We start from the raw sequence: 24,741 nt of genomic DNA, 5'->3' as shown, positions 1-24,741 counted from the left end.
CTGCTCTCCGCCACGGCCTTTGAGCTGTTTATCGGCCGGGGTAAATCAGACGGCCTATCGCTGTGTCCAGCGTGGTCGTGCCCTTCACCGGTTCGCCCTCGAACCGAATCCAGCCTTCGTTGAAGCCATCAATCATACGCATCCGCGGGAGCGGGTTCTGCATGCCCTGATCGGTGAAAATCTGCTGCCAGGTGTCGCGGGCGACCGGCTCCGCCCGGACGGGTTTGCCGAGGATGGACGAGAGGACGGCGGCGATATCGTTGGGCGTGACGCCCTCTGGTCCCATCAACTCGACGACCTGCTTGCCCACCCACTCCTGCTGCAGCAGTTCTGCCGCGTTGGCTCCGACGTCGAAGACAGAAACCATCGGATAGGGCTGATCGAGCGGCTGGAGGAAACTCGAGAGGACACAGGTCTCGCGCGCCGGTGTGATATCCCAGGCTGTGTTCTCCATGAACCAGCCGGCACGCAGAAAGGCGATTGGCATTGGCAAGGCAGATAACTTCTGTTCGACGAGACCGAGCTGGCTCAAGAGGTTGGGTTCTCTGGCCTGCGCGCCGATGGTGGAGAGGCAAACGACCTTGGCAGGACGAGACGAAAGAAGCGCGGTCTTCAGGGCCGCAATGACAGCGCGCACTTCCATAAAGCCGGGGGTCGGATCGAAGGTCGGCGGGATCAGCAGAAAGACACCGTGGGCGTCGGCGAAAGCCTTGGTGAGTGCATCGGCGTCGGTCATCTCTGCCAAGGCCAGTTCCGCGCCTTTGTCCTTCCATTCCGCTGCTTTATCCGCATTGCGCGCGACGGCGCGTATCGGCACCCCTGCCTTCAGCAGACGCGCGGCGACAATGCCTCCGACCTGGCCTGTTACTCCGGTGATCACAAACATGGTTAGACTCCTTTGCTGCCTCCACCGCCAGCAGGTTGGCGGTTGTCATGCTGATCATGTCCTTTGGCAGCATTTGACTGAAGCGCGCTTCTGTCACATGATTGGTGACTAAAAATCACGGATGCACGATGTTTGACGGACGATTATTGAATGGCGTGAGCGTGCTTGCCGCCGTTATCGAGAGCGGAAGTTTCGCGCGGGCGGCGGACCTAATGGGACTGTCGGCGTCGGGTGTCAGCCGCGCCATTTCCCGACTGGAGGGGCGGATCGGTCTGCGGCTGCTCGACCGGACAACGCGCACCATGCGGCTGACCGATGACGGCGCGCGGTTCTACGAACAGGTGGCCCCACTCTTGAGCGGCATCGAAGAGGCTGCGCAGACGGCTGTTGGCGCCAGGCAGGCGGTGCGTGGCCGACTGCGAGTCAATGTCGACCCATATTTCTCACGCCTTGTGCTCGGCCCGCGGCTCGGCGCCTTCCTCGATCGTTATCCGGATATCGAGATCGAGGTCATCACCCGCAACGAGATCGGCGATCTTGTTGCTGATGGCATGGACGTCGCGGTGCGCTTTGGCGAGCCTGCACAGCGGTCGCTTATTTCGCGCCTGTTGATGCAGACGCGCGTGATCACGATTGCGGCTCCCGCTTATATCGAGCGCCATGGCCGGCCGAGCCGTCCACGGGATTTGAGCGAGCATACCTGTATCCAGTTCCAGGACCCGCTGACGGCAAGGCCTTTCGAATGGGAGCTTCGGCGGGGTGAAAAGGTCGTCTCGATCGAGACCCGCAGCCGCATTTTAGTCAATGATGCCGGCACGACCTTGGCGACCTGCCTTGCGGGGATAGGCATCGCGCAAGTCTTCTCACTCGGTATGGCGGATTATCTGAACAATGGGCAGCTCGTGAACCTCTTTCCCGACTGGTCGGACGAGACATTCCCGCTCTACGCCTTCTATCCCTCGCGTCAGCATGTTCCGGCTAAGGTCAGGGCCTTTATAGATTTCTGCGTCGAGATCATCGAATAGACGGAGGCGCCCCGTCGAGCGCCTCTGCTGGCTTAGGCCGGCCGCGGTATCTGGTTCTGGAAATTTATCGTCTATGGGGTTCTTTGATGCTTGGGAGGAAGTCGAATTGATATCTCCGGCCATAAAGCCCTTGTCAGATGCGTTCTATGCGGACCGGATACTCGCCGCGCACCAGCAACGGCTCGAAGCCATTGTCGAAGCGGCCGAGCCGGATCAGCCCGTCCCAGCGGTAATCCGCGTAGAACAGGGCCAGGTTACCCCACGGTTTGAAGTAGCAAAGGTCGCCCGGCTGCTCGTTTCCGAAAGCACCGCTTCCTTCTTCGGTCATCTTGCGCGGCAGATGGACGATCTTTTCGTTCCTGCCGTCGTCCTCGATCTTGAGGTTCAAGGGCAGCATGGAAGCGAGATCGCGCGCCGTCGGGTTGTCGGAGAGTGTCGCGGTCAGGGTTAGATCGTTGAAGCCTATCCTGATCCTCACGTCTGTCGCCTCGGGACTTGCCGGGCGGTGCTCGTCCTGCCCTTGCGCCACGAGAGGGAGAGCGGCGGTCGCCAAAGTTCCGCCCAGCACCGCGCGACGGCTCATGAACTTGGATGTCATCGACATAGCGGGCCTCGCGTCAGACAGGTTGAGCCGTCGGCCGGAACAGGATTTCGTTGATGTCGACATCGTCTGGTTCGTTCACCGCGAAGGCGACCGTTCGGGCGAACGTGTCCGCGCTGACGGCGATCTTGCCGACGAACGCCTTGGCGCCCGCCTGGATGTCCTTTTCGCTGATGTGTTCGAGGAGTTCGGTGTTCACCGCGCCGGGTGAAATGATCGTGGTGCGGATGTTGTATGGCTTCACTTCCTTCCGCAGCCCTTCCGAGAGGGCGCGCACGGCGAATTTCGTCGCGCAATAGACGGTGGCACCCGGATCGACCACGTGGCCGTAGACGGAGGACACGTTGATGATGTGCCCCGACTTCTGGGCTTTCATGTGCGGAAGCGCTGCTGCGATGCCGTAGAGCACCCCTTTGATATTCACGTCGATCATGCGATCCCACTCGTCAACTTTGAGCCGTTCGAGCGGCGCAAGTGGCATCAGGCCGGCATTGTTCAGCATCACGTCGATGCGACCGAACGCGTTGACGGCCGTGTCGACGAGCTTCTTGACTTGATGTTGATCCGTGACGTCGGTTTGGACTGCCTTGGCCCTATAGCCCTTTGCGGCCAGTTCCTCGGCCAGCGCAGCGATGCGGTCGCTACGCCGTGCGCCGAGGACGACCGAAGCGCCGCGCTCAGCAAGGTGATGGGCGGTGGCTTCGCCAAGCCCGCTGCTTGCCCCGGTGATGACGACCACCTTGTTTTCGGTTCCTTGAGACATGATGATCTCCTGTTTTGAGGTTTCTGAAGGTTCAGGAACGGCGACCGGCGAGCGCGGCGAGGACAGCCGAACCGGCGAGAAGGCAGGCGGCCAGAAGGAAGGTGCTCCACCATCCCGCGGTGTCGAACAACATGCCGCCAGCGAAAGCGCCGCCCGCAATGGCAAGTTGGATCAGTGCCACCTGCAGTCCACCTGCCGCTTCCAATTCACCGGGAACGATAGCGGCCATCCAGGTATTCCAGGCGACCGGAAGCGGCGTCGAGAAAAATCCCCACATGACGAGCAGGGATGCCGTAACCGCCGCGAACGGCCCGAGAGCGATCAGCAGCAGTGCAAGGACCGCAAGAGCAGCCGGCAATCCTACGAGAACGAGCAGGAGATGGCGCCTGGCGACGAAGCCAATGACGGATGTTCCAGCCAGTCCGCCGACGCCAATGCCGAGAAGCACCATCGACAGAACATTCAAGTCCAGTCCCGTGACGCCTTCGAGGAACGGGCGAAGATAAATAGACAGTGCGTTCTGGCCAATGAAGGCGAGAGCGGTCGCCGCCATTCCTATCGCGAATGTGTGATTGCGCAGCAGCCCGAATATTCTGGCCACCGAGACGGTTGATGTCGCCGGCATCCTCGGCAGGACGACCAGTTGCCAGACGAGCGCCGCAATTCCGATCGGTACCGTGATGAAGAAGGTTCCGCGCCATCCGATCAACCCGCCAAGAAAACTGCCGAGCGGCGCGGCTAGGATAAGCGCGAATGCGGTGCCACCTTGAAGAAGGGCAATGGCTTTGGGCAGGTCACGGCCCGAAGCCAGGCGTGCCAGAATAGCCGTCGACAGCGACCAGAAGCCGCCGATCGAAACGCCGACCAGGGACCGCCCGACGAGAAAGACAGGGAAGTTGGGTGCGAGGGCAACCGCCAAGCTCGATGCAACAAGAACCGCCGTATAGAGCAGGACGACAGACTTCCGGTCGATCTTCGCCAGGAATGCATTGCCGAAGAGGCTGGTGATAACCGCGAAGACTCCCGACGCGGTGATCGCCAGTCCGGCTTGCCCCTCTGACACAGAGAGGTCGTTGGCGATCGGGGTCAGAAGGCTCACAGGGAGAAATTCCAACCCCACCAGAAGGAAAGTGAGAAGCGAGAGGCAGGTCACAGCAGACCATGAGGTCGTCTCGTATTCCGTCAGTGAGGTCTCATTCAATGTCAGCTCGACGGTCATTCACGTTCTCCTGTCCGTTGCCAGATAGATAGCCGGACTGGTTTTGCGCGACTAGAAGCTATAATCTGAATGTCGTGATGAAGGAGATTCAACAATGCGGCGCGACGAGTTTACGGAAATGCGTGCGTTTCTCGAGGTGGCTCAAGAGAGGAGTTTCACTCGCGCTGCATGGAAACTGGGAGTCACGCGCTCGGCGCTGAGCCATACGATCAGCGCGCTCGAAGCCCGGCTTGGCGTCCGGCTTCTCTCCCGCACGACGCGTGACGTGGCTCCCACTGCGGCCGGTGCGCGTCTCGTGGAAAGTATTCAGCCGCATTTCGAGAGCATCGCCGCTGGGATCAGTGCCCTCGGCGCGCTGCGCGACAAGCCTTCGGGCACAGTCCGCCTCGTATGTCCCGATGATGCCGTGGAGCTGGTCTTCCGTTCGAGGCTGCCGGCATTTTTGCGGGATTACCCCGATATCACCGTGGAACTCATCGTCGACAACGGTTTCACAAATATCGTGGAGCGCCAATTCGATGCCGGCGTGCGGCTCGGCGAAGCGATTGCGCGCGACATGGTAGCCGTTCGCATTGGACCCGATATCTCTTACGCCGTGGTCGGATCACCCGAATATTTTGCGACCCGCACTGTGCCTTCGACCCCGCATGACTTGACGGACCACAATTGCGTCAACCTGCGTCTTCCGACGTCAGGCGCGCTCTATGCCTGGGAGTTTGAAAAGGATGGCCGCGAGTTCAGCGTTCGTGTGGAAGGCCAGCTCGTGATGAGCACCATAGGGCCGGCGATCAATGCCGCTCTGGATGGCGCGGGGCTGTCTTATGTGCCGAGGGACCTCGTCCGGCAATATTGTGACAGCGGTCAACTGAACGAGGTGCTGGCCGACTGGGCGCCAACATTCCAAGGGTATCATCTCTATTACCCCAGCCGGCGCCATCCATCCCCTGCTTTCTCCGCCTTCGTCGAAGCCTTTCGCTACCGGCATCGGTAACCAACACTGATGTCGAGAGGCTCTGCTGGATAACGGGGCGCAACACGCTGCGCCCCTTGCTCATCGATGGTTGCCGAGGCCTGTTACCGGGCGCTGTCGATGATTGCGCCGCCGTCGGGGGTAAGGCTGTATCCCGTAATGAATTGCGAATCCCTGCTGGCCAGGAACAGCACCACGGGGGCAATGTCGTCTTCCGGCGAGCCGAAACGCGCGAGCGCGTTCGTCGGTGGAGGAACATCCTTTTCCGCAGCGCCCCAGGTGTCGGCGACCGGCAGAACGTTGTTCACGGTGATCTTGTCGGCACCCCATTCGCGTGCCGCCGTGCGCGTCAGCGCGCGCACCGCCTCCTTGGCCATGTTGTATGGACCGTAACCAGCCAACCCGATGGTGCCGGCCATCGAACCGAAGTTGATGATCCGCCCTTCTCCGCCGTCTCTAAGGTGAGGATAACACGCCTGCATGAAGCGCAGATACGCGATCGGCCCGGTGTCGAAGTTCCGTTGCAATTGCTCGACCGAAAGGTCGATGACCGAAGACAAGACCGCAGAACCATCGAAAGCATTGTTCACCAGAATGTCGATGCGGCCGTATGCAGCGACAACCTTGTCAACCGCGGCCGTGATCTGATCGGCTTCACCGACGTCGCAGACGACGCCGAGCGCTGCGCCGCCCGCTTCAACGATATCCGCGACAACCCGTTCGACGCCTTCGGATGTCCGCGAAAGAACTGCGACCTTCGCGCCTTCGGCCGCAAACAGCTTTGCGGTGGCGCGGCCAATGCCGCGGCTTGCGCCGGTGATAACGGCAACTTTTCCATTGAGTCGACCCATGTGTATCTCCATTTGATAAGGCTTGGGAATCATCGAGGGGTCAGAGGGCGGCGGCCTGGATGTAAGGGGAAGGGACGTCGCGGGCGTCGTTCTGCGTCATGAACGAGCTGAGCAGCAGCGCCAGGCCGACCGCCGCTGGCAGAGCGCCGACAGGTTTTCGAACGCCGATATGCGCGAGGCCTGATAGCAGCAGGTGAAAGAAGATGCCGGCATAAGCGAGATCGCTGAGCGGGACGCTGACGCGCGAAAGGATCGCTATCGGGCCGAGGACCTTAACAATGATCATGAAAGGAACGAGGTTGTTCGCGCTATATCCGAGTTCCGTCAGCGCCTCGCGAACCCACTGTCGCCTTGTGGCATACATGTAGGCTGAGGCGAGGTAGAGCACGGATAGAAGTGCAGTGCTGATCCAGTATCCGTAAAATTCAAGCATAAGCTCATCCTTGTCGCTGCTCACGCAGCAACATTCCTCTCGTCGGGTCTGTCGGTTTCTATGGAAGAGGCGCTCCTTTTACTGCGCCCCGTGATGCATGGATTGAAAATGTCGTCTAAGGTTTATCTTTGCAAGTAGGATGAATTACTTGCAGTTAGTATGGAAAACCAGACTATGGCCGATGGCGAAATCAATATGCATGAGGAGATGCGTCGCGCATTCGCGCTGCTCTCCGGCAAATGGAAGCTGGAAATCATGTGGCTGCTCCATCAGCGGGTCTACCGGTTTGGCGAATTGAGAAAGGCTATTCCTGGCATCACCCAACACATGCTGACGGTGCAACTCCGCGAGCTCGAAGCAGACGGCCTCGTGTCCCGCACCATCTTTGCGGAGGTTCCTCCGCGCGTCGAATATGAGATCACGCAAAAAGCGCGGGGCCTCGGCCCCACCATGGAGGCTTTGACGGCATGGTGGAATGAGTACGGCAAGAGCGTGCCGGTGAAACCGGGCGCACGCGGTCGGAAAGCCAGAGATGGCTGAACTGGCTGTGGGTGGATTGCTACGGCAACTCACCGGCAGCCAGTTATAGTCTTCCACGGATCACATTCACGAAAGACTCGAACCGGACTTGTCCCAGCCTTCCTTGACCGTCTCCATCGCGACATTCGTCGATGTGCTGGCAACGTGAGGCAGCGTCGAGATACGCTCGCCCAGAACCCGACGGTAGCGGCCGATATCGCGGGTGCGGATTTTCAGCAGATAATCGAACCTGCCTGCAATCATATGGCACTCTTCGACTTCCCCGATCTTCTTGATGGCATCGTTGAAGCTTTTCAGCGCATGCTCGCGGGTATCGGAGAGTTTCACTTCGACGAAAGCAATGTGGTCGAGCTGCATTTTCGACGGATTGAGGATGGCCTTGAAGCCTTCGATGTATCCTTCGCTGATCAGCCTTTTGAAGCGGATCTGGCATGGCGTCTTCGACAATCCGACACGCGTAGCCAGATCGGTGATCGACAGCCTTCCGTCCTCGGCGAGTGCGGCGAGGATTTTTTTATCGAACTGGTCCAATTCACTAAAGATGTCAGTTTCTGTGGCCATTTGAACTCTCGATGACGCATTAATAAGTTCATACGGCCTAGAAACTGTAAAAATCAAGTGAGATCGCGATTTGTGGCTGTGATAGATTAGGTGCCGGGTGAAAGAGCGCTGTGATCGGTATCGGCGTCGACTTCAAAGCGGGGGATCATGCATGCACAACAACGAAGCGGATGATGACCAAAAACCCGACCTGCTCGTTCACTACCGGCCGCTGGCAATAAGGGCTGTGGCGGCGGCACTCACCCTCAAGCGCGACAAGCCGAATGCGCGCCCGCTTCGCGAGACCGAATATTCCGGCCCCGCTTTCACGGATGATGCGCTCTGGGACGATGAGCCCGCTGTTCCATTTATCCGCTAGACCAAACATCGATTGATTAGGGACTCCCATGTTGAACGCAGCGCCCCCCTCCACGCCCTCCCATGATCCCGTCGACGGCGCGCCGTTCTCCGGCTTTGCTCCACCGATCCGACCGCAATCCGAACTTCGCCAGGCCATCACGGCAGCCTATCGCCGACCGGAAACCGAATGCCTGCCGCCGCTCGTTGCAGCAGCGCGAGTCTCCGAGGCAAAGCGCTATGACATTCGCAGCACGGCCCGCAGCCTGATCGAAGCATTGCGCGCCAAGCACAAGGGAACCGGTGTCGAAGGGCTGGTGCAGGAATACTCGCTCTCCAGCCAGGAAGGCGTGGCGCTCATGTGCCTCGCCGAAGCGCTGCTGCGTATTCCCGATACCGAAACCCGGGACGCGCTGATCCGCGACAAAATCGCCGAGGGCAACTGGACCTCGCATATCGGCGGCGGAAAATCCATGTTCGTCAACGCCGCCACCTGGGGTCTCGTCGTCACCGGCAAGCTGACCTCGACGGTCAACGACCGAAGCCTGTCGGCAGCGCTGACGCGGCTGATCGCACGCGCCGGCGAGCCGGTCATCCGTCGCGGCGTCGATATGGCGATGCGCATGATGGGCGAGCAGTTCGTCACCGGCGAAACGATCGCGGAGGCGCTGAAACGCGCCCGGCCGCTGGAAGCGCGCGGCTTCCGCTATTCCTACGACATGCTGGGCGAGGCCGCGACGACGGGCGCCGATGCCGAACGTTATTACCGGGATTACGAAAAGGCGATCCACGCCATCGGCAAGGCATCGGACGGGCGCGGCATCTATGACGGCCCGGGCATATCGATCAAGCTTTCGGCCCTGCATCCGCGCTACGTGAGGTCGCAGGCCGGCCGGGTGATGAGCGAGTTGCTGCCGAAGGTCAAGGCGCTGGCCGTTCTCGCCAAGACCTACGATATCGGCCTCAATATCGACGCGGAGGAGGCCGATCGGCTGGAGCTTTCGCTGGACCTCCTTGAGGAGCTTTGCTTTGCCCCGGATCTGACCGGATGGAACGGGCTGGGCTTCGTCGTGCAGGCCTATGGCAAGCGCTGCCCCTTCGTCCTCGACTACATCATCGATCTCGCGCGCCGTTCCGGGCGCCGGGTCATGGTCCGTCTCGTCAAGGGCGCTTATTGGGATGCAGAGATCAAGCGCGCCCAGCTTGATGGTCTCGACGACTATCCGGTCTATACCCGCAAGATATACACTGATGTCGCCTACGTCGCCTGCGCGCGCAAGCTGCTCGACGCTCCGGATGCGGTCTTCCCGCAATTTGCCACCCATAATGCCCAGACGCTGGCCACGATCTATCGTCTGGCCGGTCCTGATTTCACCGTCGGCAAATACGAATTTCAATGCCTGCACGGCATGGGCGAACCGCTCTACGACGAGGTCGTCGGGAAGGAAAAACTGGACCGGCCCTGCCGCATCTATGCGCCTGTGGGAACACATGAGACGCTGCTCGCCTATCTGGTTCGACGCCTTCTGGAAAATGGCGCCAATTCCTCCTTCGTGCACCGCATCTCCGATCCGAATGTCTCGGTCGAGGCACTGATCGCCGATCCCGCCGAAATCGTCGCGGCCATGCCTGTCGTTGGCGCGCCCCACGCGCAGATCGCTTCGCCGAAGGCTCTTTACGGCAGCGCCCGGGCCAATTCCGATGGTCTCGATCTCTCGAACGAGACCACCCTTTCGGATTTGGCTGAGGTGCTCATCTCCACGGCTGCTGCCCCATGGCATGCGCTTCCCCTCCTTGCCGACGGCTCTACGGATGGGGTGACGCGCGACGTTCTCAATCCTGCCGATCACCGGGATGTCGTAGGCACGGTAACCGAGGTGAAGGTCGAGGAGGCAGCACGCATCGTTCGCATGGCTGCGGATCATGCGCCGCAATGGGCTGCCGTGCCGCCGGCCGAGCGTGCCGCCTGCCTGGAACGGGCGGCCGACATCATGCAGGCCCGCATCAAGGTGCTGATGGGCATCGTCATGCGCGAGGCCGGCAAATCCGCGGCCAACGCCGTCGGCGAAGTGCGTGAGGCGATCGACTTCCTGCGCTACTATGCAGAACAGGCGCGCAAGACGCTGGGGCCATCGCATGCGCCCCTCGGCCCGATCGTTTGCATCAGCCCGTGGAATTTCCCGCTGGCGATTTTCACCGGGCAGGTCGCCGCAGCCTTGGTGGCAGGCAATCCCGTGCTTGCCAAACCGGCCGGTGTCACGCCGATCATCGCTTCGGAGAGTGTGAAGATCCTCCATGAGGCGGGCGTGCCTGTCGGTGCCCTGCAGTTCGTGCCCGGCAGCGGCCGCCTCGGCGCCGGCATGGTCGGGGCGGAGGAGACGGCAGGCGTCATGTTTACCGGGTCGACCGAAGTTGCCCGCATGATCCAGGCGCAGCTGGCGGAACGGCTGTCAGCAGGTGGCAAACCGATTCCGCTGATTGCTGAAACCGGCGGCCAGAACGGCATGATCGTCGACTCCTCGGCATTGGCCGAGCAGGTGGTGGCCGACGTCATTGCCTCTGCTTTCGACAGCGCCGGTCAGCGCTGCTCGGCGCTCAGGGTTCTCTGCCTTCAGGACGATGTCGCCGACAGGACCCTCAACATGCTGAAGGGCGCCTTCCGCGAGCTGACGATCGGCCGTACCGACCGGCTGAGCATTGATGTCGGCCCCGTCATCAACGACAGCGCAAAGACGGAGATCGACCAGCATATCGAGCATATGCGCGGCTTGGGCCGCAAGGTGGATCAGCTGCCGCTGCCCGAAAGTGCTGCGGCAGGGACGTTCGTTCCGCCGACGATCATCGAAATCAAGTCGCTGTCGGACCTGACGAGGGAGGTCTTCGGCCCGGTGCTGCACGTCATCCGTTTCAGGAGAAATGGGCTCGACCGTCTGATCGACGACATCAACGCATCGGGTTATGGTCTGACATTCGGACTTCACACCCGGCTTGATGAAACGATCGCGCATGTGACCAGCCGCATCAAGGCCGGCAACCTCTACGTCAACCGGAACATCATCGGCGCCGTCGTCGGCGTGCAGCCTTTCGGCGGCCGCGGCTTGTCGGGAACGGGTCCGAAGGCCGGCGGTCCGCTCTATATCGGCCGGCTGGTGCAGCGTGCGCCCGTGCCGCCGCAGCAGGATTCCGTTCATACGGACCTCGCCCTTCGTGACTACATTGTCTGGCTCGATAAGAAGGGCCTGTCGGGCGAGGGGGAAGCGGCGCGCGGATATGCGAGCCGCTCGGCACTCGGGCTTGAACGCGAACTCACCGGTCCGGTCGGCGAGCTCAATCTCTACGCGCTCCATCCCCGCGGCCGTATTCTCGTCGTGCCGCAGACGGAAGGCGGGCTTCATCGCCAGATCGCCGCAGCCCTGTCGACCGGCAACCACATCGTCGTGGACGCAGGTTCCTTATCGAAGTCAGTCCTGGCGGATCTTCCGGCGGCTGTCGCCAGCCGGATTTCCTGGACCTCGGATTGGGAAAAGGACGGACCGTTCTCAGGCGCCCTCGTCGAAGGGGATCGCGACAGGGTTCTGGCCGTCAATCAGAAGATCGCTCACCTGCCCGGTCCGCTGCTGCTGGTCCAGGCCGCGACGACCGAGGAATTGACGAGCGATCCCGAAGCCTATTGCCTGAATTGGCTGCTCGAGGAAGTGTCGACGTCGATCAACACCGCGGCTGCCGGCGGCAATGCAAGCCTCATGGCCATCGGCTGAGTAACAGGACGAGGGCGCAGAAAATGCGCCCTCGAGACTTCCCATACCGGCGGGCCTTACTGAGCGCTGCATGACCCGAAGCGTGTCATTCCCGTAATTTACGCAGACGATTCACGTCATGCAGGTGGAGGGAGGTTCAGTCGAAGAAGCCCGCATCCTCTTCCCTGAGATATCTCCTGGCCGCTTCGGCGTCGATATCGAGGCCCAGTCCCGGCGCTTCCAGCAGGTCCACCATACTGTCCTTCACGATCTGCGGTGGCAAGCCGACTACCAGATCCTCCCACCAGGGGTCGGTGGCGCTCGGATATTCGAACGCGATGTAATTTGCAGGCAAGGTGGCGCAGACATTGATCAACGCGCCGAGCCCCAGCAGGCCGTTGGCGACCCCGTGCGGTGCCATCAGGATCGAGTGCATGTAGGCGTGCTCGGCGACCCATTTGAGCTCGGCAATACCGCCAATATCGGCTGGATCGGGGCCGATGACGCGCACCGCCTGCGTCTCGATCAGTTCCTTGAAATTGTGCCGCAGGTAGATCTGCTCACCAGTGTGGATTGGCGTCGAGGTGGAGGTTGTCAGTTCCCGATAGGCCTGCGGATTGACCCACGGCACATAGTCGCCAGTCAGCATGTCCTCGAGCCACATCAAATTGTACTTCTCGACCGCGCGAGCGAACTTGATCGCATCGGGCAGCATCCAGCCCGGGCCGCAGTCGAGCGCCAGGCCGACTTTGTCGCCCAGCACTTCCTTCATCGCGATCACGCAGTCGAGCATGTGATTGAAACCGCGCTCGCTGATCACGCCCTGATCCATGGCACCGTGATAGCCGGCCTTCTGCGTCACGCCGTAGTGAAAGCCTTCAATGGTGTCCTTCATGTTGGAGTGGAACGAGATTCCTTGCTTGATCATGAAGAAATTCTGCGGCTGCTCCATCATCCATTTGACGTCAGCGGCGTAATCCTCCGGCCGGTCGCCCGTGAGTTTCCGGCGGATCGAGCCATTGTAGACGCGCACCTTGTCGCGCACCTTGCCGCCGAGCAGTTTATAGACGGGCACGCCCGCGGCCTTGCCGGCAATATCCCACAGCGCATGCTCGATAGCGCTTACCGCCGCGCCGTATGGCTTGAAAGAGCCGCGTTGGCGGATCTTCAGCATGACTCTCTCGACGTCGGTCGGGTCCTCGCCGATCAGCGCCTCGCGGAAATGCAGTACAAAGGGCTTGAGGTAGGACTTGGTGAACTCGACTTCGCCCAAGCCATGGAGGCCCTCGTCCGTAACGATGCGGACGATCGGGTGTTTGCCGATAACGGCGCAGCGGAGATCGGTGATCTTCATCTTCGTTCCTTTTCGCCTCAGCTCCAGGTGCGATCCCAGGAATACTCGTCGTCCCAGTGATCCGTGGGCTGCCAGATGCCGGTGACACCCGGCTGCAGATGCTGCGAGATCACCTCGTCGACGACGTCGTCAATCCCCAGGCCCGGCTTGTCAGGAACAGTGATAAAGCCGTCCTTCACGAGCGGCTTGGGAAGGCCAGTGACGATATCGTCCCACCAGTCGACATCGACGGAGTGGTATTCGAGCGCCATGAAGTTTTCAGTCGCGGTCGCCACATGTGCCGCGGCCATTGCGGCGATTGGACTTTCTGCCATGTGGATGGCCATGGCGACACCACGGTCCTGCGCCATATCTCCGATCTTCTTGGTCTCGAGGATGCCCCCGCTGGTGAGCAGGTCTGGGTGGATAACGGAGATGCCGCCGCTCTTGAGCAGCGGCTCGAAGCCTTCCTTGAGGTATATGTCCTCACCGGTGCAGATCGGCACCGTAGTGGCGTCCTGCAGTTGTCGGTACTGCTCAGTGTACTGCCATGGGATCACATCCTCGAGCCAGGCTGGCACGTATTTTTCAATTCGCCTGGCAAGGCGAATGCCGTTCTGCACTGAGATGTGGCCGATGTGGTCTATGGCGAGCGGAATATCCATGCCGATGACCTCACGAACCTCGGCAATGTATTGCTCAAGGAAGTCGAGGCCCTTGTCGGAAAAGTGCAGGCCGGTAAACGGGTGTGGGACGTTATGCAAATCGTACGCAGCGTTGCGGAGGCGCCGCTCGTCAATGGTCTTCAGCGGGCCGCGGCCGGGGTGGTTGCGGTACCCTTCAAGTGAGCCGGCAGGAGACACGACCGCACCGGGCACATCCGCGATCTGCATCAGCCCCAGATCCATCTTGAGGAAGGTGAATCCGAGCTCCATGCGTTGCTTGAGGCGCCTGCCGGTCTCGGTGCCGCTCGGCACGGTGGCGTCGGTGTCGCAGTAGACGCGCACTTTCTCCCGAAACCGGCCGCCGAGCATCTGGTAGATGGGGACGCCATAGGCCTTGCCGGCAAGATCCCACAACGCGATTTCGACGGCCGATACGCCGCCGCCTTGCCGGCCGTGCCCGCCGAACTGCTTGATCCGGCGAAACAGTCGGTCGATGTTGCAAGGGTTCTCGCCAAGCAACCGGCTCTTCAGCATCAGCGCGTAGGTGGCGCTGGCGCCGTCGCGCACCTCGCCAAGCCCGACGATGCCCTGGTTGGTGTAAATCTTGAGCAGCGCTGAAGTGAACGGCGCGCCGACAATTTCGGCTACCCGCATGTCGATGATGCGAAGGTCGGATGGCTTGGAATGCGTGTTCACCCGATTGAGCGCCTCGTCGGCTCCATCTGCCTCTGGCATGATTTTATCCTCGTTCTGGTCGGCGGGGCTCGTCGCCGCGCACGGCTGCGGCGGCGTAGAGCGTTGCTAATCCAGCTCTATCTCGTGGTTTTGAAGGTAGTCGCGGTTCATCTCAACGCCGAGACCAGGCTTCGGCGTAAGCTTGAGGCTGCCGTTCGAAACATCGAGTGGTCTGTCGATGAGGTGATCGTATTTGCCCAGGTTCCACTCCGACGTTTCGAGTTTGTAGAAGTTAGGAACGGTCATCATCACCTGCGCTCCCGCAACCACGTTGATCGGTCCCGCGGCGTCGTGCGGCGAGACCGGGATGTAGTAGGCTTCGCATAGGGCAGAAATCTTCTTGAGTTCGGTAATGCCACCGGTCCAGGTGACATCAGGCATGATGTAGTCAGCGAGCTTGTTTTCGAGCACCGGCACGAAATCCCACTTCGTGTGGCCGCGCTCGCCCCACGAGATAGCGGCACTGACCTTCTCACGGACCTGTCTGAGGGCGTTGAGGCTCTCGGGCGGACAGGGCTCCTCGAACCAGTCGATCTGACCAGCCTCCTCGAGGCTCCGGCAGAGGCGAATGGCGGTGGGAACGTCGAACCGGCCATGCGCATCGATGAGGATGTCTACATCAGAGCCCGCCGTTTCGCGGATCAGAGCCGTGAGTTCGGCGGCTTCGCGCTCATCCTTGCGGGTCATGCTGCCATCGAGGTAGCCGTCCCGCTGTTCGCGAGACTGTCCATCGGCGGTGCGGCCCTGGTGGGGGAAAGGATCGAACTTGAGCGCAGTGTGGCCGGACTCGACGATGTCTCTAATTTCGCGGATCACAGCCTCCTTGCTGGTAAATTTGGCCTGGTTGGGATGGGTGTAGAGCGCGATTTCATCGCGTACCGGTCCGCCCAACAGCTCGTAAATCGGCTTACCAAGAACTTTGCCTCGGATGTCCCAAAGGGCTATGTCGATGGCGCTCACGCATTCGACTGCGGCGCCGCGACTGCCCATATAGGTGAAGCTGCGGAATATCTTGTGCCACAGATACTCGATACGCGCCGGGTTCTCGCCTGTTACAGCGGCACCGATCTGCCGCAGGATCGTGCAGAGGGCGCGATTGGCGAGCCTTGTCGTGGTGGTGATCTCCCCCCAGCCGCTCACCCCCTCGTTGGTCGTCACTTCGACGAACAGAAACTCTCCCCAATAAGAAGCATCGGATCTGATTAGCCACGGCCGAACGCTGGTGATTTTCATCTCAACTGCCTTTACTGACGTGGTCGGGATAATGATATTCCAGGCTATCTATTCTATCCTGCCCGAGCGGCGTTACGCGCACGCATGTGTTCGAGGATGTGCCGGCCGGAGCCCTCGACATGGCGTGCAATGAGTTCGGCTGCCTCGTTCGCATTTCCCGCCTTTACATGCGCTATGAGCTCACGATGCTCGCTAAGGATCGCGGCACGCCGAGCGAGCGTAAAGTTGAAACGCCGGCTCACGGCTCGAAGCACTTCGCGATGCTTCCACCAAAGCTCGGCGGCATGGCGGTTGTAGTGCTTTTGGTACATTACGGTGTGAAAGGCGGTGTCCAGCTCGCTGTGCCTCAACGTGTCGGCGAAGTCGTTTTCTTCAATCAGGCCTTGGATGCGTTCGAGTTCAGCAATGTCCTCGACGGTGGCCATATTCACGAACCATCGCGTCAGTGCCGGCTCGATCAAGACTCCGATCTCGTAGATGTCCCGTACAAAATCCTGATCTATGGGCCGCACGCGCGCTCCGCGGTTGGGAACGAGGGTGACAAAGCCTTCGCCGCGCAACAGTTGCAGAGCCTCGCGCACCGGGTTGGTTGAGGTGCCGTGGCGCCGGGCGAGATCGGTGACCACAAGCCGCTCGTTGGCAGCCAGCCGCCCTTCGATGATGTCTTCCCTGATCAGCTGATAAAGCGAGGCGCCCTCGCTGGAGGCCCCGAGAGCGTCGATCCCTTCGGGGGGCTTTGCTTTAAAATCGCTTGTTTCGGCCAAGGCTGTCCCCAATCAATACACACATTGATCTCGTTATCACGCGAGATTGCTATAAACAATGTACGATTTGTCTAGTTGACAGGCAATTCGCGATCTGAAAATGTATAAAGATCTGAAATGGATACATTGGCTGAAAGCGTCCCGCGGCCGATGAGCAAAGACCGCTCGCCTCGATGCAGAGCGGCATGGGAGAACCTGGAGGATACCTTATGACGAGGATTTCACTCGGCGGTGCCGTCCTGCGCGGCGCTGTCTCCACTGCTTTGATGCTATCGCTGATGTCCGCTTCGGCGCTGGGTGCGCCGGTCGACTTGAGCAAGTGGTCGCCGGAATATGTGCGCTCCATTGCCGGCACGCAGGATTTTGACACGGCGGGCGATTGCGCCAAGGTCACGCCGCTCGACTACAAGGGGCGACTGACTTTCTGGTATCAGGGCGTGTTCGAGGGCGACCCTGACCTCCTGCGCCAGTATTACAAGGAGTTCTTCGAGACCTTCCGCAAAACCTATCCAAACATCCAGCTTGAGGAACAAGCCCTCACCTATAACGACCTTCTGGACAAGTTCCGGACCGCGCTCTTGGGTAATGCAGCGCCCATGGCGGTCCGCCTGCAAATCCTGGGTGGCACCGAGTTCGCCTCAAAGGGCTATCTGCAGCCGCTCAAACCCGAGGATGTTGGGTATTCGACCGAGGACTTCTGGCCCGGCGCAATGAAGGCCGTGACCTGGGAGGATGTGACCTACGGCATTCCAACCAACAACGAGACGATGGCCTTCATCTGGAACGCCGACATCTTCAAGCGTGCAGGCCTGGATCCGGACAAGGCTCCGGCAACCTGGGACGACGTCGTCAAGTATTCCAAGCAGATCCACGACAAGCTCGGCATTGCCGGTTACGGCCTCGTGGCTCGCAAGAATGCCGGCAATACGCCGTATCGCTTCATGCCGCAGCTGTGGGCCTATGGCGGAGGCGTCTTCGACGAAGCCACCGCCAACCCGACCTATAAGCAGGTCGAGCTCAATAGCCCGCAGAGCAAGGCGGCGCTGCAAGCCTCGTACGATATGTATGTTCGCGACAAGTCGGTTCCGGTTTCGGCGCTCACCAACCAGCAGGCCGACAACCAGCCCCTCTTCCTCGGTGGCCAGCTCGGCATGATGATCTCGCACCCGTCCGACTACAACGTTATGCTCGACCTGCAGAAAAAGGCGACGGCTACCGACAAGGACAAGGCGCAGACCGTCATCGACAACATGCGTTACGGCCTGATTCCGACTGGCCCCGACGGCAAGCGTGCTGTCGTGTTTGGCGGCTCCAACATTCACATCCTGAAGCCCGAATATGTCGAGGGCGGCAAGGTAGACGAGCCGGCCGCAAAGGCTATCATCTGCATGTGGACGAGCCCTGAATGGTCGCTGAAGATGGCCTATGCCGGCTCGAACCCGGGAAACCTTAACGGCTTCAAGACCAAATGGATGAAGGAGCGTCTGGAGAACATCAAGTTCCTTGATGTCACGACCTCGATGCTGCCATACGGCATCCCGTTCCCGGCGCTGCCGCAGTCCCCCGAGATCATGAACATCATCGTCCCGGACATGCTGCAGAATGCCCTGACCGGAGCCATGACCGTCGACCAAGCAGCGGACGACGCGGCCAAGAAGGTAAAAGACCTGATGGACGGCGGACTCTAGACCAAGCCTGACCACGATCTGACCGGCTGCGCCAAGAGTGCGGCCGGTTGTTCCGAAGAATAAGGGCACGCCACGGTGACGATCTTGATCGGCAAGGCAGAGGCTCGCCGGAGACTGCAACCCGATAGGTCCGGTGTGCTGCGAAAGATTTGGGAGCATCGCGCCGACTACGCGTACGTGCTCCCTGCGATCGCCGTGATGCTCATCGTCATAGCCTATCCGATTTACTACACGATCGAGCTGTCGTTCTTCAATACGCCGCCTGGCCTGCAGCTCCGGGACAAGATTTTCATCGGCCTCGGCAACTACACCGCCATCCTCACAAGTCCGGTGTTCTGGAAGGTCACCTCGAACACTCTGATCTGGACATCGGGATCCACTTTCATCTCATTTGTCCTGGGGTTTGCCTGCGCCCTGGCGCTTCATCGCGACTTTGTCGGCCGCGGCATCCTTCGGGCCATCCTGATCATTCCCTGGGTCATCAGCGCGGTCGCCGCGTCCTATATCTGGAAGTGGATCTACCATTCAGACTTTGGGATTATCGGCGCGGTGCTGGTCGGCCTCGGATTGGCCGACAGGTCGCCGAATTTCATCGACAGCGTCAGCACAGTGCTGCCCTCCCTGATCGTCGTCAATATCTGGCGGGAGTTTCCGTTTGCCATGATCATGATGATGGCTGGCCTGCAGACAGTCCCCGACCAGTTGCTGCGCGCCGCAAGAGTCGACGGAGCCAATGCATGGCAGCGGTTTTGGCACGTCACCTTCCCGCATTTGAGAAACGTCTCGACGGTGACGATCCTTCTGCTGGCAGTGGCCAACTTCAATTCATTCATCATCCCCTGGATCATGACCGGCGGCGGGCCGTCGAACGCATCGCATATCTGGATCACTCACATCTATGAGCTCGCCTTCGGCCGCCAGCGCTGGGGGGTGGCATCGGCCTATTCGGTGCTGCTGTTCCTGATCCTGATGTCGCTCGGCTACTTCTACGTCCGTGCTCTAAGCGGCAACGAGCGGAAGGATGGGACCGCATGAGCACGATTGCCGAGACTGCTCCTCGAGGCCAGGCCCGTCGCCGTATGCGCATCGACGGATGGCGGTGGGGCGGACGCATCTTCCTCGCGTTCATGCTGCTTTACACCGCTTTGCCGATGGTCTGGATGCTGATCACCTCGATCAAGTCCGGCTTCGCGGCCATGCAATTCCCGCCGCAATGGTGGCCTGACCAACCCACCCTTGACAGCTACCAGAAGCTGCTCGATCCGCAAAACAGCGTCGGCCAGGACTTCCTTCGTTTCTTCTGGAACAGCCTTTTCGTCTCCACTGCCACGACCATCCTTTCGGTGATCGTGGCGGTTCCTGCGGCCTACGCGTTTTCGCGCTTCACCTTCCCGGGCCGGAACTTTCTGTTCTTCGCCGTCTTGCTTCGCAATATGTTCCCGGCGGTGATCTTTCTCGTGCCGCTCTTCATCCTGATGCGCGCGATCGGGCTGGTGAACACGCATGGGTCGCTCATTCTCACCTACCTCACATTCGGCCTGCCGCTGGCAATCTGGCTCCTCAAGGGCTTCTACGACAACATCCCGGTGCAGCTCGAGCAGGCGGCGCGCATCGACGGAGCGACGCGGTTCCAGGCTTTTGTCCTGATCGTGATGCCGCTCTCGGCGCCAGGAATCATCGCCACGGCGATCTATTCCTTCATCGGCGCGTGGAACGAGTACATCTACGCCTACACGTTCCTCTCCAAGAACGACCAGTTGACACTGCCGGTCGGCATCCAACGCTTCTTCTCGGAAAATACGACGGACTTTCCGGGCCTGATGGCGGCCAGCTTTATGATGAGCGTGCCCGTCGTGGTCCTGTTCCTCGTCCTGCAACGATACTTCGTACGCGCCCTGACAGAAGGCGCCGTTAAGCACTAGGGAGTTGCCGGTGGCCCACGTGGTCCTCAAAGATCTTGTCAAGACCTATGGCAGCTTCAAAGCTGTCAACGATGTTTCGCTGACGGTCAATGACGGCGAATTCGTTGCGCTCGTCGGCCCTTCAGGCTGCGGCAAAACAACCACGCTCAATCTTGTTGCGGGGCTGATCCCCATCACATCGGGCGACATCGTCATCGGGGACCGGGTGGTCAACGACCTCGACCCCAAGGACCGGGACATCGCAATGGTGTTCCAGAACTACGCGCTCTATCCGCAAAAATCGGTCTATAAAAATCTGGCGTTCCCGCTGCAGATGCGCAAATTGCCAAGGGACGAGATCGACAGGAAGGTCAAGGAAGCAGCGCGAGTGCTCGACATGACGCAACTGCTCGAGCGCAAGCCGCGCGAACTTTCGGGCGGGCAACAGCAGCGCGTGGCGCTCGGCCGTGCCCTCGTTCGAGATCCAGCGGTATTCCTGATGGATGAACCACTCTCCAACCTCGACGCGAAGCTGCGCGTGCAGATGCGGTCGGAGATCAAGCGCTTCCACCAGGACCTCAAGGCAACGATCATCTATGTGACGCACGACCAACTCGAAGCCGTGACCATGGCCGACAGGATGGCGGTGATGAACGGCGGCTACCTGCAGCAATACGATTCACCGGCGCAGGTCTTTGCCCATCCGGTGAACATGTTCGTCGCCAGCTTCGTCGGCAGCCCGGCGATGAGCCTTGTTCCGCTGGAGGCATCAACGGCAAGCGGCAATACAGTGTTGACCAGCGCGGAGGGCTGGCGCCTCGAGCTCTCGCCACACAACGCCCAGAAGGTCGCGAGGGCAACCACCAAGAAAGTCGTGCTCGGCGCACGTCACTCGACGATCAAGCTGCATAAGAGTGCGGTGCCAGGAAGCATTCCTGCCAAGGCCTACACGGTAGAGCCGACCGGAGACGTCACCTTCGTACAGGCGTTCCTGTCTGGCGCCATCGTCAACGTCAGCGTGCCGCCGACCATTGCCGTCGCGCCCGACGAGCCGATTTGGCTCGAGTTCGACCAGGAGCGGATGCATCTGTTCGACGGCGAAACAGAAATGGCCCTCAAGGCCAACTGAGACCAAGCGGAGCGTGTGAAACGAGGGCGTGGATGACTACGAAGCTTAAAATCACGGCGATCAAGCCCTATCCAGTATGGGTAGGAACGCGCAACCAGATGCTGGTCAAGGTCGAGACTGACAACGGCATCTTCGGCTGGGGCGAGAGCGGTTTGAGCGGTCGCGAGAAGGCAGTGGCCGGCGCGATCGAGCACTATCGCGAGTTTCTCATCGGCCGCGACGCGATGCAGATTGGTCGGATCTGGCAAGAAGTCTATCGCAGCCAATACTTCGAAGGCGGCCGCGTTCTGCAGGCGGCGATTTCCGCCATCGACATTGCCCTTCATGACATCAAGGGCAAGGCGCTGGGGGTGCCGGCCTACGATCTGCTGGGCGGCAAGCAGCGCGACCGCATTCCTACCTTCGCCTCGACCGGTGACGAGGCCGAGGGCGACGTTGCCATCGAACGGGCCCGCGAACTACGCGCACAGGGGTGGCAGACGATCCGCTTCTTTCCTATCGGGCAAAACAGCAAGGACATCTTCGAGCCGCGCGAATCGATCGGCGCTACAGCAAGCATGCTAAACAAGGCGCGCGAGGAGCTGGGCGACGACGTCGTCCTCGGCATCGACTATCATCATCGGCTGTCGGTGGCAGAGGCGGCGAGCTTCTGTAACAAGCTCGGCCGCGGCGTGCTTGATTTCCTCGAGGAGCCGATACGAGACGAGACACCGGAGGCCTACGAATCCCTGCGCACAATGACCGACATCCCGTTCGCCATCGGCGAGGAATTTGCCAGCAAATGGCAGTTTCTACCCTACATCGAGCGCGGCATCCATCAGTTCAACCGGCTCGATGTTTGCAATGTTGGCGGGCTCACTGAAGCGATGAAGGTGGCTGGCTGGAGCGAGGCGCACTATGTGGACCTGATGCCGCACAATCCCCTTGGCCCGGTCTGCACGGCCGCGACCATCCATCTCGCCGCCGCGGTGCCGAATTTCGCTTGGCTCGAGACCAGGGTGCCCGAAACAAAGCTGGGCTTCGACAATTCCGACTTCTTCCCCGTGCAACCACGGCTCGTCGGCCCCGACTATCCGGTCCGCGATCTGCCGGGGCTCGGCGTCGAGGTCAACGAAGAGGCGGTCAAGGCGGAGAGCTTTCGTTTCTGGGAAGCGCCTCACCTGAAGCGCCGCGATGGTTCTGTTACGAACTGGTAGTTTCATCCACCGGAGTCTACAATGACCCATACTCCTGACATTACGCGACCGCCCAAAGACCTGATCGACGCACTGAAGGAAATCGGCGCCGCGACGGTTGCCGGCACGCTTGGCCACATGGGCTTCCGCAATCCGCACATGGTCGGTCCCGTGCCGCAAAACCGCGGGAAGTCGATCGTCGGGCCGGCGCTGACGCTCCAGTTCATGCCGCAGCGGCCGGACCTCTTCACCGAGGGAGAATATGCCGATCCGGAGACGCAGTTGCACAGGCACGTGCTCTATCACGCGCAGGAGGGAGATGTGGTCGTGGTCGACGCGCGCGGCGACATGAGCTCGGGCGTCTTTGGCGATATGATGTCGACGTATTTCAAAGGCAGAGGCGGCGCTGGCATCGTAATCGACGGGTGCATGCGCGATCGGCCCAATGTCGAGAAGCTAGATCTCCCCCTATGGCTGCGTGGCTGGACTCCCAACTACCATGTGCAGACCAGCATCTATCCGAATGCGGTCAACGTTCCGATTGCCTGCGGCGGTGTCACGGTAATCCCCGGCGACATCATCGTTGCCGACGACGACGGGGTGGTGGTGCTTCCAGTCGCAATGGCCTCGAAGGTAATCGAAGAGTCGCGAAAGCATCACGATTGGGAGGAGTTCTCGCGAGTGAAACTTATGGAGGGCGGGTCGTTGCAGCGTTACTATCCGCTGCATGACGATGCCCGCGGAGAGTACGACGAGTGGCGCAAAACAAGCCACTTGGAGAACCGCAGTTAGCCTTTCGATTACCCGAGGCGAGCGGGGCCGCCGGCCCGAAGACTACCTCAGTCCATTGCGATATTCCGAAGATGTGCTCGGAATAGTGCCTTGAAGTCTCGGAAGCCATTGAAACCGAACGCATGTGCAAGGCGCAGAACCGTCTGCGGTGCGACCCCACACGAGACGGAGATCGACTTGATGGTGCCGAAGGCCATTTCCTCGGGACGCTCGAACGCGAACTGTGCGACCTTTTTAAGTTGATCCGGCAGGACCACTGTCCGGGATACTACCAGACCTTTGAGGTCCTTGATTGTCGTCGGCCGCGCCGATCGCTCTATGTCAATCATGTCCATAGCTCCGGATTGATCGCGGCGGAGTTCGTTGACATCACTTCACGGGCACGGGGGCCTTCTTCTGGACCGACTCGATGCAAGCGAGCGCGATCGCCAGCGCCTGGCGGGCGTTGTGCCCCGTCGCGCCTCCGGAGAGCTTGCCTTCGCGAACCGACTTCGCGAAGGAGGCGAGTTGGGCGGTATAGCCGTGGATGAAGTGGTCTGTGTCGCGACGCCATGTGTCGTTGGACACGCCGTCCTTATCGAACATAGTCATGCTGGAGCGGCGGACGTCTCCCATGGTGATCATGCCGCCTGAGCCGAACACCTCGCCGCGGATGTCATAGCCATACATGGCGCAGAAGTTGGCTTCCGCCACGGCCACAGAGCCGTTGTCGAACCGGATGGTGACGACGGCGGTATCGAGAAATCCTTTGTCCTTGGCGTCCGGGCGGACCAACGCGTCGCCAACGGCGTAGACCTCGGTGACCTTCGCACCGGGGTTCAGCCACAGCAGCGTGTCGAAGTCGTGGATCAGGGTCTCGTAGAAGATGGTCCAGAGGGGAATGCGGTCCGGATCGGCACCGAACGGACCGGGGTCGCGGGTGAGCGAGCGGATGAGCTGCGGGGTTCCGACCTTTCCGGCGTCGATGGCGGCACGGCCCTCGGCGAAGGCCTGATCCCAACGGCGGTTGAAGCCGACCTGGAGAGGTATGCCCGCGGCATTGGCCGCCGCGACGGCGCGCTCGGCGTCTTCGAGGGTGAGGGCCATCGGCTTCTCGCAAAACACGGCCTTTCCGGCCTCCGCCGCCTGGACGACGACATTGGTGTGGAAGCGGGCGGGCGTGGCGATGATCACGGCGTCGAGGCCTGGATGGACGAGCAGCTCGGCGACGTCGGTATAGGAGGCATCGACGTCAAGCTTGGCGGCTAGGTTTGCGGCGGCACCGGGAGCCGGGTCGGCAATGGCGACGAGTTCGGCATCGACGAGACGATGGGCGACGGTCTCGCCATGGAAGGAGCCGATGCGGCCGGCTCCGATGAGGCCGATGTTGACGGGTTTCTTGGGCATTGTCTTGTTCCTGTTTTG

The 24,741-nt window shown here is 60.6% G+C and carries 24 protein-coding genes; 11 read left to right on the top strand and 13 right to left on the bottom strand.

Annotated elements, in window-relative coordinates; translation table 11 throughout:
* Positions 1-28: 28 nt before the first annotated feature.
* Positions 29-886 (bottom strand): NmrA family NAD(P)-binding protein, encoded by an 858-nt coding sequence (locus U5G49_RS29945; protein WP_193442588.1) that lies wholly within the window; start codon positions 884-886, stop codon positions 29-31.
* 128 nt (positions 887-1,014) lie between these two features.
* Between U5G49_RS29945 and U5G49_RS29940 the strand changes: the two genes are divergently transcribed.
* Positions 1,015-1,911, top strand: coding sequence for a LysR family transcriptional regulator (locus U5G49_RS29940; protein WP_193442590.1), 897 nt, complete (start codon positions 1,015-1,017; stop codon positions 1,909-1,911).
* A 133-nt stretch (positions 1,912-2,044) separates the two neighbouring features.
* Here U5G49_RS29940 and U5G49_RS29935 read toward each other — a convergent pair whose 3' ends face one another.
* The 3 genes from U5G49_RS29935 to U5G49_RS29925 are packed head-to-tail and all read right to left on the bottom strand — an operon-like array spanning position 2,045 to position 4,494.
* Complete coding sequence (locus U5G49_RS29935; RefSeq protein ID WP_193442593.1) at positions 2,045-2,515, bottom strand: cyclophilin-like fold protein; 471 nt, start codon at positions 2,513-2,515, stop codon at positions 2,045-2,047.
* Between the two features lie 13 nt (positions 2,516-2,528).
* On the bottom strand, positions 2,529-3,275 hold the full coding sequence (locus U5G49_RS29930) for an SDR family oxidoreductase (protein WP_193442595.1): 747 nt from the start codon (positions 3,273-3,275) through the stop codon (positions 2,529-2,531).
* A gap of 31 nt (positions 3,276-3,306) precedes the next feature.
* Positions 3,307-4,494, bottom strand: a complete 1,188-nt coding sequence (locus tag U5G49_RS29925; protein ID WP_193442598.1) for an MFS transporter — start codon at positions 4,492-4,494, stop codon at positions 3,307-3,309.
* A 94-nt stretch (positions 4,495-4,588) separates the two neighbouring features.
* On the opposite strand from U5G49_RS29925, the gene U5G49_RS29920 reads away from it, so the two are divergent.
* A complete protein-coding gene (locus tag U5G49_RS29920; protein ID WP_193442600.1) occupies positions 4,589-5,485 on the top strand; it encodes a LysR family transcriptional regulator in 897 nt (298 codons plus the stop codon).
* A gap of 83 nt (positions 5,486-5,568) precedes the next feature.
* On the opposite strand, the gene U5G49_RS29915 is transcribed toward U5G49_RS29920, so the two are convergent.
* Together U5G49_RS29915 and U5G49_RS29910 are read right to left on the bottom strand one after the other, a co-directional pair.
* Positions 5,569-6,315, bottom strand: a complete 747-nt coding sequence (locus tag U5G49_RS29915; protein WP_193442602.1) for an SDR family NAD(P)-dependent oxidoreductase — start codon at positions 6,313-6,315, stop codon at positions 5,569-5,571.
* A gap of 40 nt (positions 6,316-6,355) precedes the next feature.
* Entirely contained in the window at positions 6,356-6,748 is a 393-nt protein-coding gene (locus U5G49_RS29910) for a DoxX family protein (RefSeq protein WP_193442604.1), read from the bottom strand.
* A gap of 159 nt (positions 6,749-6,907) precedes the next feature.
* Here U5G49_RS29910 and U5G49_RS29905 point away from each other — a divergent pair, with 159 nt between their 5' ends.
* A complete protein-coding gene (locus tag U5G49_RS29905) occupies positions 6,908-7,288 on the top strand; it encodes a winged helix-turn-helix transcriptional regulator (RefSeq protein ID WP_193442607.1) in 381 nt (126 codons plus the stop codon).
* Between the two features lie 66 nt (positions 7,289-7,354).
* Here the strand turns inward: U5G49_RS29905 and U5G49_RS29900 are convergent, their stop codons facing one another.
* Positions 7,355-7,849, bottom strand: coding sequence for an Lrp/AsnC family transcriptional regulator (locus U5G49_RS29900; RefSeq protein ID WP_193442609.1), 495 nt, complete (start codon positions 7,847-7,849; stop codon positions 7,355-7,357).
* Between the two features lie 151 nt (positions 7,850-8,000).
* On the opposite strand from U5G49_RS29900, the gene U5G49_RS29895 reads away from it, so the two are divergent.
* Positions 8,001-8,207: a hypothetical protein gene (locus tag U5G49_RS29895; protein WP_193442611.1), complete on the top strand. Its 207-nt coding sequence runs from the start codon at positions 8,001-8,003 to the stop codon at positions 8,205-8,207.
* 28 nt (positions 8,208-8,235) lie between these two features.
* Entirely contained in the window at positions 8,236-11,943 is a 3,708-nt protein-coding gene (gene putA / locus U5G49_RS29890; RefSeq protein WP_193442613.1) for a trifunctional transcriptional regulator/proline dehydrogenase/L-glutamate gamma-semialdehyde dehydrogenase, read from the top strand.
* Between the two features lie 136 nt (positions 11,944-12,079).
* On the opposite strand, the gene U5G49_RS29885 is transcribed toward putA, so the two are convergent.
* From U5G49_RS29885 to U5G49_RS29870, 4 genes are all read right to left on the bottom strand, one after another.
* Positions 12,080-13,276, bottom strand: coding sequence for a mandelate racemase/muconate lactonizing enzyme family protein (locus U5G49_RS29885; RefSeq protein ID WP_193442615.1), 1,197 nt, complete (start codon positions 13,274-13,276; stop codon positions 12,080-12,082).
* Positions 13,277-13,293: 17 nt separating this feature from the next.
* Positions 13,294-14,655 (bottom strand): mandelate racemase/muconate lactonizing enzyme family protein, encoded by a 1,362-nt coding sequence (locus U5G49_RS29880; RefSeq protein WP_193442617.1) that lies wholly within the window; start codon positions 14,653-14,655, stop codon positions 13,294-13,296.
* Between the two features lie 66 nt (positions 14,656-14,721).
* Positions 14,722-15,888: a mandelate racemase/muconate lactonizing enzyme family protein gene (locus U5G49_RS29875; protein WP_193442619.1), complete on the bottom strand. Its 1,167-nt coding sequence runs from the start codon at positions 15,886-15,888 to the stop codon at positions 14,722-14,724.
* Positions 15,889-15,941: 53 nt separating this feature from the next.
* Positions 15,942-16,652, bottom strand: coding sequence for a GntR family transcriptional regulator (locus U5G49_RS29870; RefSeq protein WP_018246003.1), 711 nt, complete (start codon positions 16,650-16,652; stop codon positions 15,942-15,944).
* A 209-nt stretch (positions 16,653-16,861) separates the two neighbouring features.
* Between U5G49_RS29870 and U5G49_RS29865 the strand changes: the two genes are divergently transcribed.
* From U5G49_RS29865 to U5G49_RS29840, 6 genes are all read left to right on the top strand, one after another.
* Positions 16,862-18,340, top strand: a complete 1,479-nt coding sequence (locus U5G49_RS29865) for an ABC transporter substrate-binding protein (protein ID WP_193442621.1) — start codon at positions 16,862-16,864, stop codon at positions 18,338-18,340.
* A gap of 75 nt (positions 18,341-18,415) precedes the next feature.
* Positions 18,416-19,375: a carbohydrate ABC transporter permease gene (locus U5G49_RS29860; RefSeq protein WP_193442624.1), complete on the top strand. Its 960-nt coding sequence runs from the start codon at positions 18,416-18,418 to the stop codon at positions 19,373-19,375.
* A complete protein-coding gene (locus U5G49_RS29855; protein WP_018445098.1) occupies positions 19,372-20,262 on the top strand; it encodes a carbohydrate ABC transporter permease in 891 nt (296 codons plus the stop codon). The genes U5G49_RS29860 and U5G49_RS29855 overlap by 4 nt, the downstream gene beginning before the upstream one ends.
* A gap of 10 nt (positions 20,263-20,272) precedes the next feature.
* Positions 20,273-21,370, top strand: a complete 1,098-nt coding sequence (locus U5G49_RS29850; protein WP_018445097.1) for an ABC transporter ATP-binding protein — start codon at positions 20,273-20,275, stop codon at positions 21,368-21,370.
* Between the two features lie 32 nt (positions 21,371-21,402).
* Positions 21,403-22,566, top strand: coding sequence for a mandelate racemase/muconate lactonizing enzyme family protein (locus U5G49_RS29845; RefSeq protein WP_193442626.1), 1,164 nt, complete (start codon positions 21,403-21,405; stop codon positions 22,564-22,566).
* A gap of 21 nt (positions 22,567-22,587) precedes the next feature.
* A complete protein-coding gene (locus U5G49_RS29840) occupies positions 22,588-23,337 on the top strand; it encodes a ribonuclease activity regulator RraA (RefSeq protein WP_193442628.1) in 750 nt (249 codons plus the stop codon).
* Positions 23,338-23,384: 47 nt separating this feature from the next.
* Here the strand turns inward: U5G49_RS29840 and U5G49_RS29835 are convergent, their stop codons facing one another.
* Both U5G49_RS29835 and U5G49_RS29830 read right to left on the bottom strand, forming a co-directional pair.
* Entirely contained in the window at positions 23,385-23,666 is a 282-nt protein-coding gene (locus tag U5G49_RS29835; RefSeq protein ID WP_193442630.1) for a MurR/RpiR family transcriptional regulator, read from the bottom strand.
* A gap of 40 nt (positions 23,667-23,706) precedes the next feature.
* Positions 23,707-24,723 (bottom strand): Gfo/Idh/MocA family oxidoreductase, encoded by a 1,017-nt coding sequence (locus U5G49_RS29830; protein WP_193442632.1) that lies wholly within the window; start codon positions 24,721-24,723, stop codon positions 23,707-23,709.
* Positions 24,724-24,741: the final 18 nt, after the last annotated feature.

It is taken from the genome of Rhizobium indigoferae, assembly GCF_034554815.1.
Taxonomy (GTDB): domain Bacteria; phylum Pseudomonadota; class Alphaproteobacteria; order Rhizobiales; family Rhizobiaceae; genus Rhizobium; species Rhizobium leguminosarum.
This window is presented reverse-complemented; position numbering and strand designations above follow the sequence as displayed.

Coding starts and splice junctions, on each gene's coding strand:
- U5G49_RS29910 (WP_193442604.1), bottom strand. CDS start 6,748: ATGCTTGAATTTTACGGATACTGGATCAGCACTGCACTTCTATCCGTG.
- U5G49_RS29900 (WP_193442609.1), bottom strand. CDS start 7,849: ATGGCCACAGAAACTGACATCTTTAGTGAATTGGACCAGTTCGATAAA.
- U5G49_RS29880 (WP_193442617.1), bottom strand. CDS start 14,655: ATGCCAGAGGCAGATGGAGCCGACGAGGCGCTCAATCGGGTGAACACG.
- U5G49_RS29905 (WP_193442607.1), top strand. CDS start 6,908: ATGGAAAACCAGACTATGGCCGATGGCGAAATCAATATGCATGAGGAG.
- U5G49_RS29885 (WP_193442615.1), bottom strand. CDS start 13,276: ATGAAGATCACCGATCTCCGCTGCGCCGTTATCGGCAAACACCCGATC.
- U5G49_RS29865 (WP_193442621.1), top strand. CDS start 16,862: ATGACGAGGATTTCACTCGGCGGTGCCGTCCTGCGCGGCGCTGTCTCC.
- putA (WP_193442613.1), top strand. CDS start 8,236: ATGTTGAACGCAGCGCCCCCCTCCACGCCCTCCCATGATCCCGTCGAC.
- U5G49_RS29895 (WP_193442611.1), top strand. CDS start 8,001: ATGCACAACAACGAAGCGGATGATGACCAAAAACCCGACCTGCTCGTT.
- U5G49_RS29830 (WP_193442632.1), bottom strand. CDS start 24,723: ATGCCCAAGAAACCCGTCAACATCGGCCTCATCGGAGCCGGCCGCATC.
- U5G49_RS29915 (WP_193442602.1), bottom strand. CDS start 6,315: ATGGGTCGACTCAATGGAAAAGTTGCCGTTATCACCGGCGCAAGCCGC.
- U5G49_RS29835 (WP_193442630.1), bottom strand. CDS start 23,666: ATGATTGACATAGAGCGATCGGCGCGGCCGACGACAATCAAGGACCTC.
- U5G49_RS29935 (WP_193442593.1), bottom strand. CDS start 2,515: ATGTCGATGACATCCAAGTTCATGAGCCGTCGCGCGGTGCTGGGCGGA.
- U5G49_RS29855 (WP_018445098.1), top strand. CDS start 19,372: ATGAGCACGATTGCCGAGACTGCTCCTCGAGGCCAGGCCCGTCGCCGT.
- U5G49_RS29945 (WP_193442588.1), bottom strand. CDS start 886: ATGTTTGTGATCACCGGAGTAACAGGCCAGGTCGGAGGCATTGTCGCC.
- U5G49_RS29875 (WP_193442619.1), bottom strand. CDS start 15,888: ATGAAAATCACCAGCGTTCGGCCGTGGCTAATCAGATCCGATGCTTCT.
- U5G49_RS29940 (WP_193442590.1), top strand. CDS start 1,015: ATGTTTGACGGACGATTATTGAATGGCGTGAGCGTGCTTGCCGCCGTT.
- U5G49_RS29930 (WP_193442595.1), bottom strand. CDS start 3,275: ATGTCTCAAGGAACCGAAAACAAGGTGGTCGTCATCACCGGGGCAAGC.
- U5G49_RS29845 (WP_193442626.1), top strand. CDS start 21,403: ATGACTACGAAGCTTAAAATCACGGCGATCAAGCCCTATCCAGTATGG.
- U5G49_RS29925 (WP_193442598.1), bottom strand. CDS start 4,494: ATGACCGTCGAGCTGACATTGAATGAGACCTCACTGACGGAATACGAG.
- U5G49_RS29920 (WP_193442600.1), top strand. CDS start 4,589: ATGCGGCGCGACGAGTTTACGGAAATGCGTGCGTTTCTCGAGGTGGCT.
- U5G49_RS29840 (WP_193442628.1), top strand. CDS start 22,588: ATGACCCATACTCCTGACATTACGCGACCGCCCAAAGACCTGATCGAC.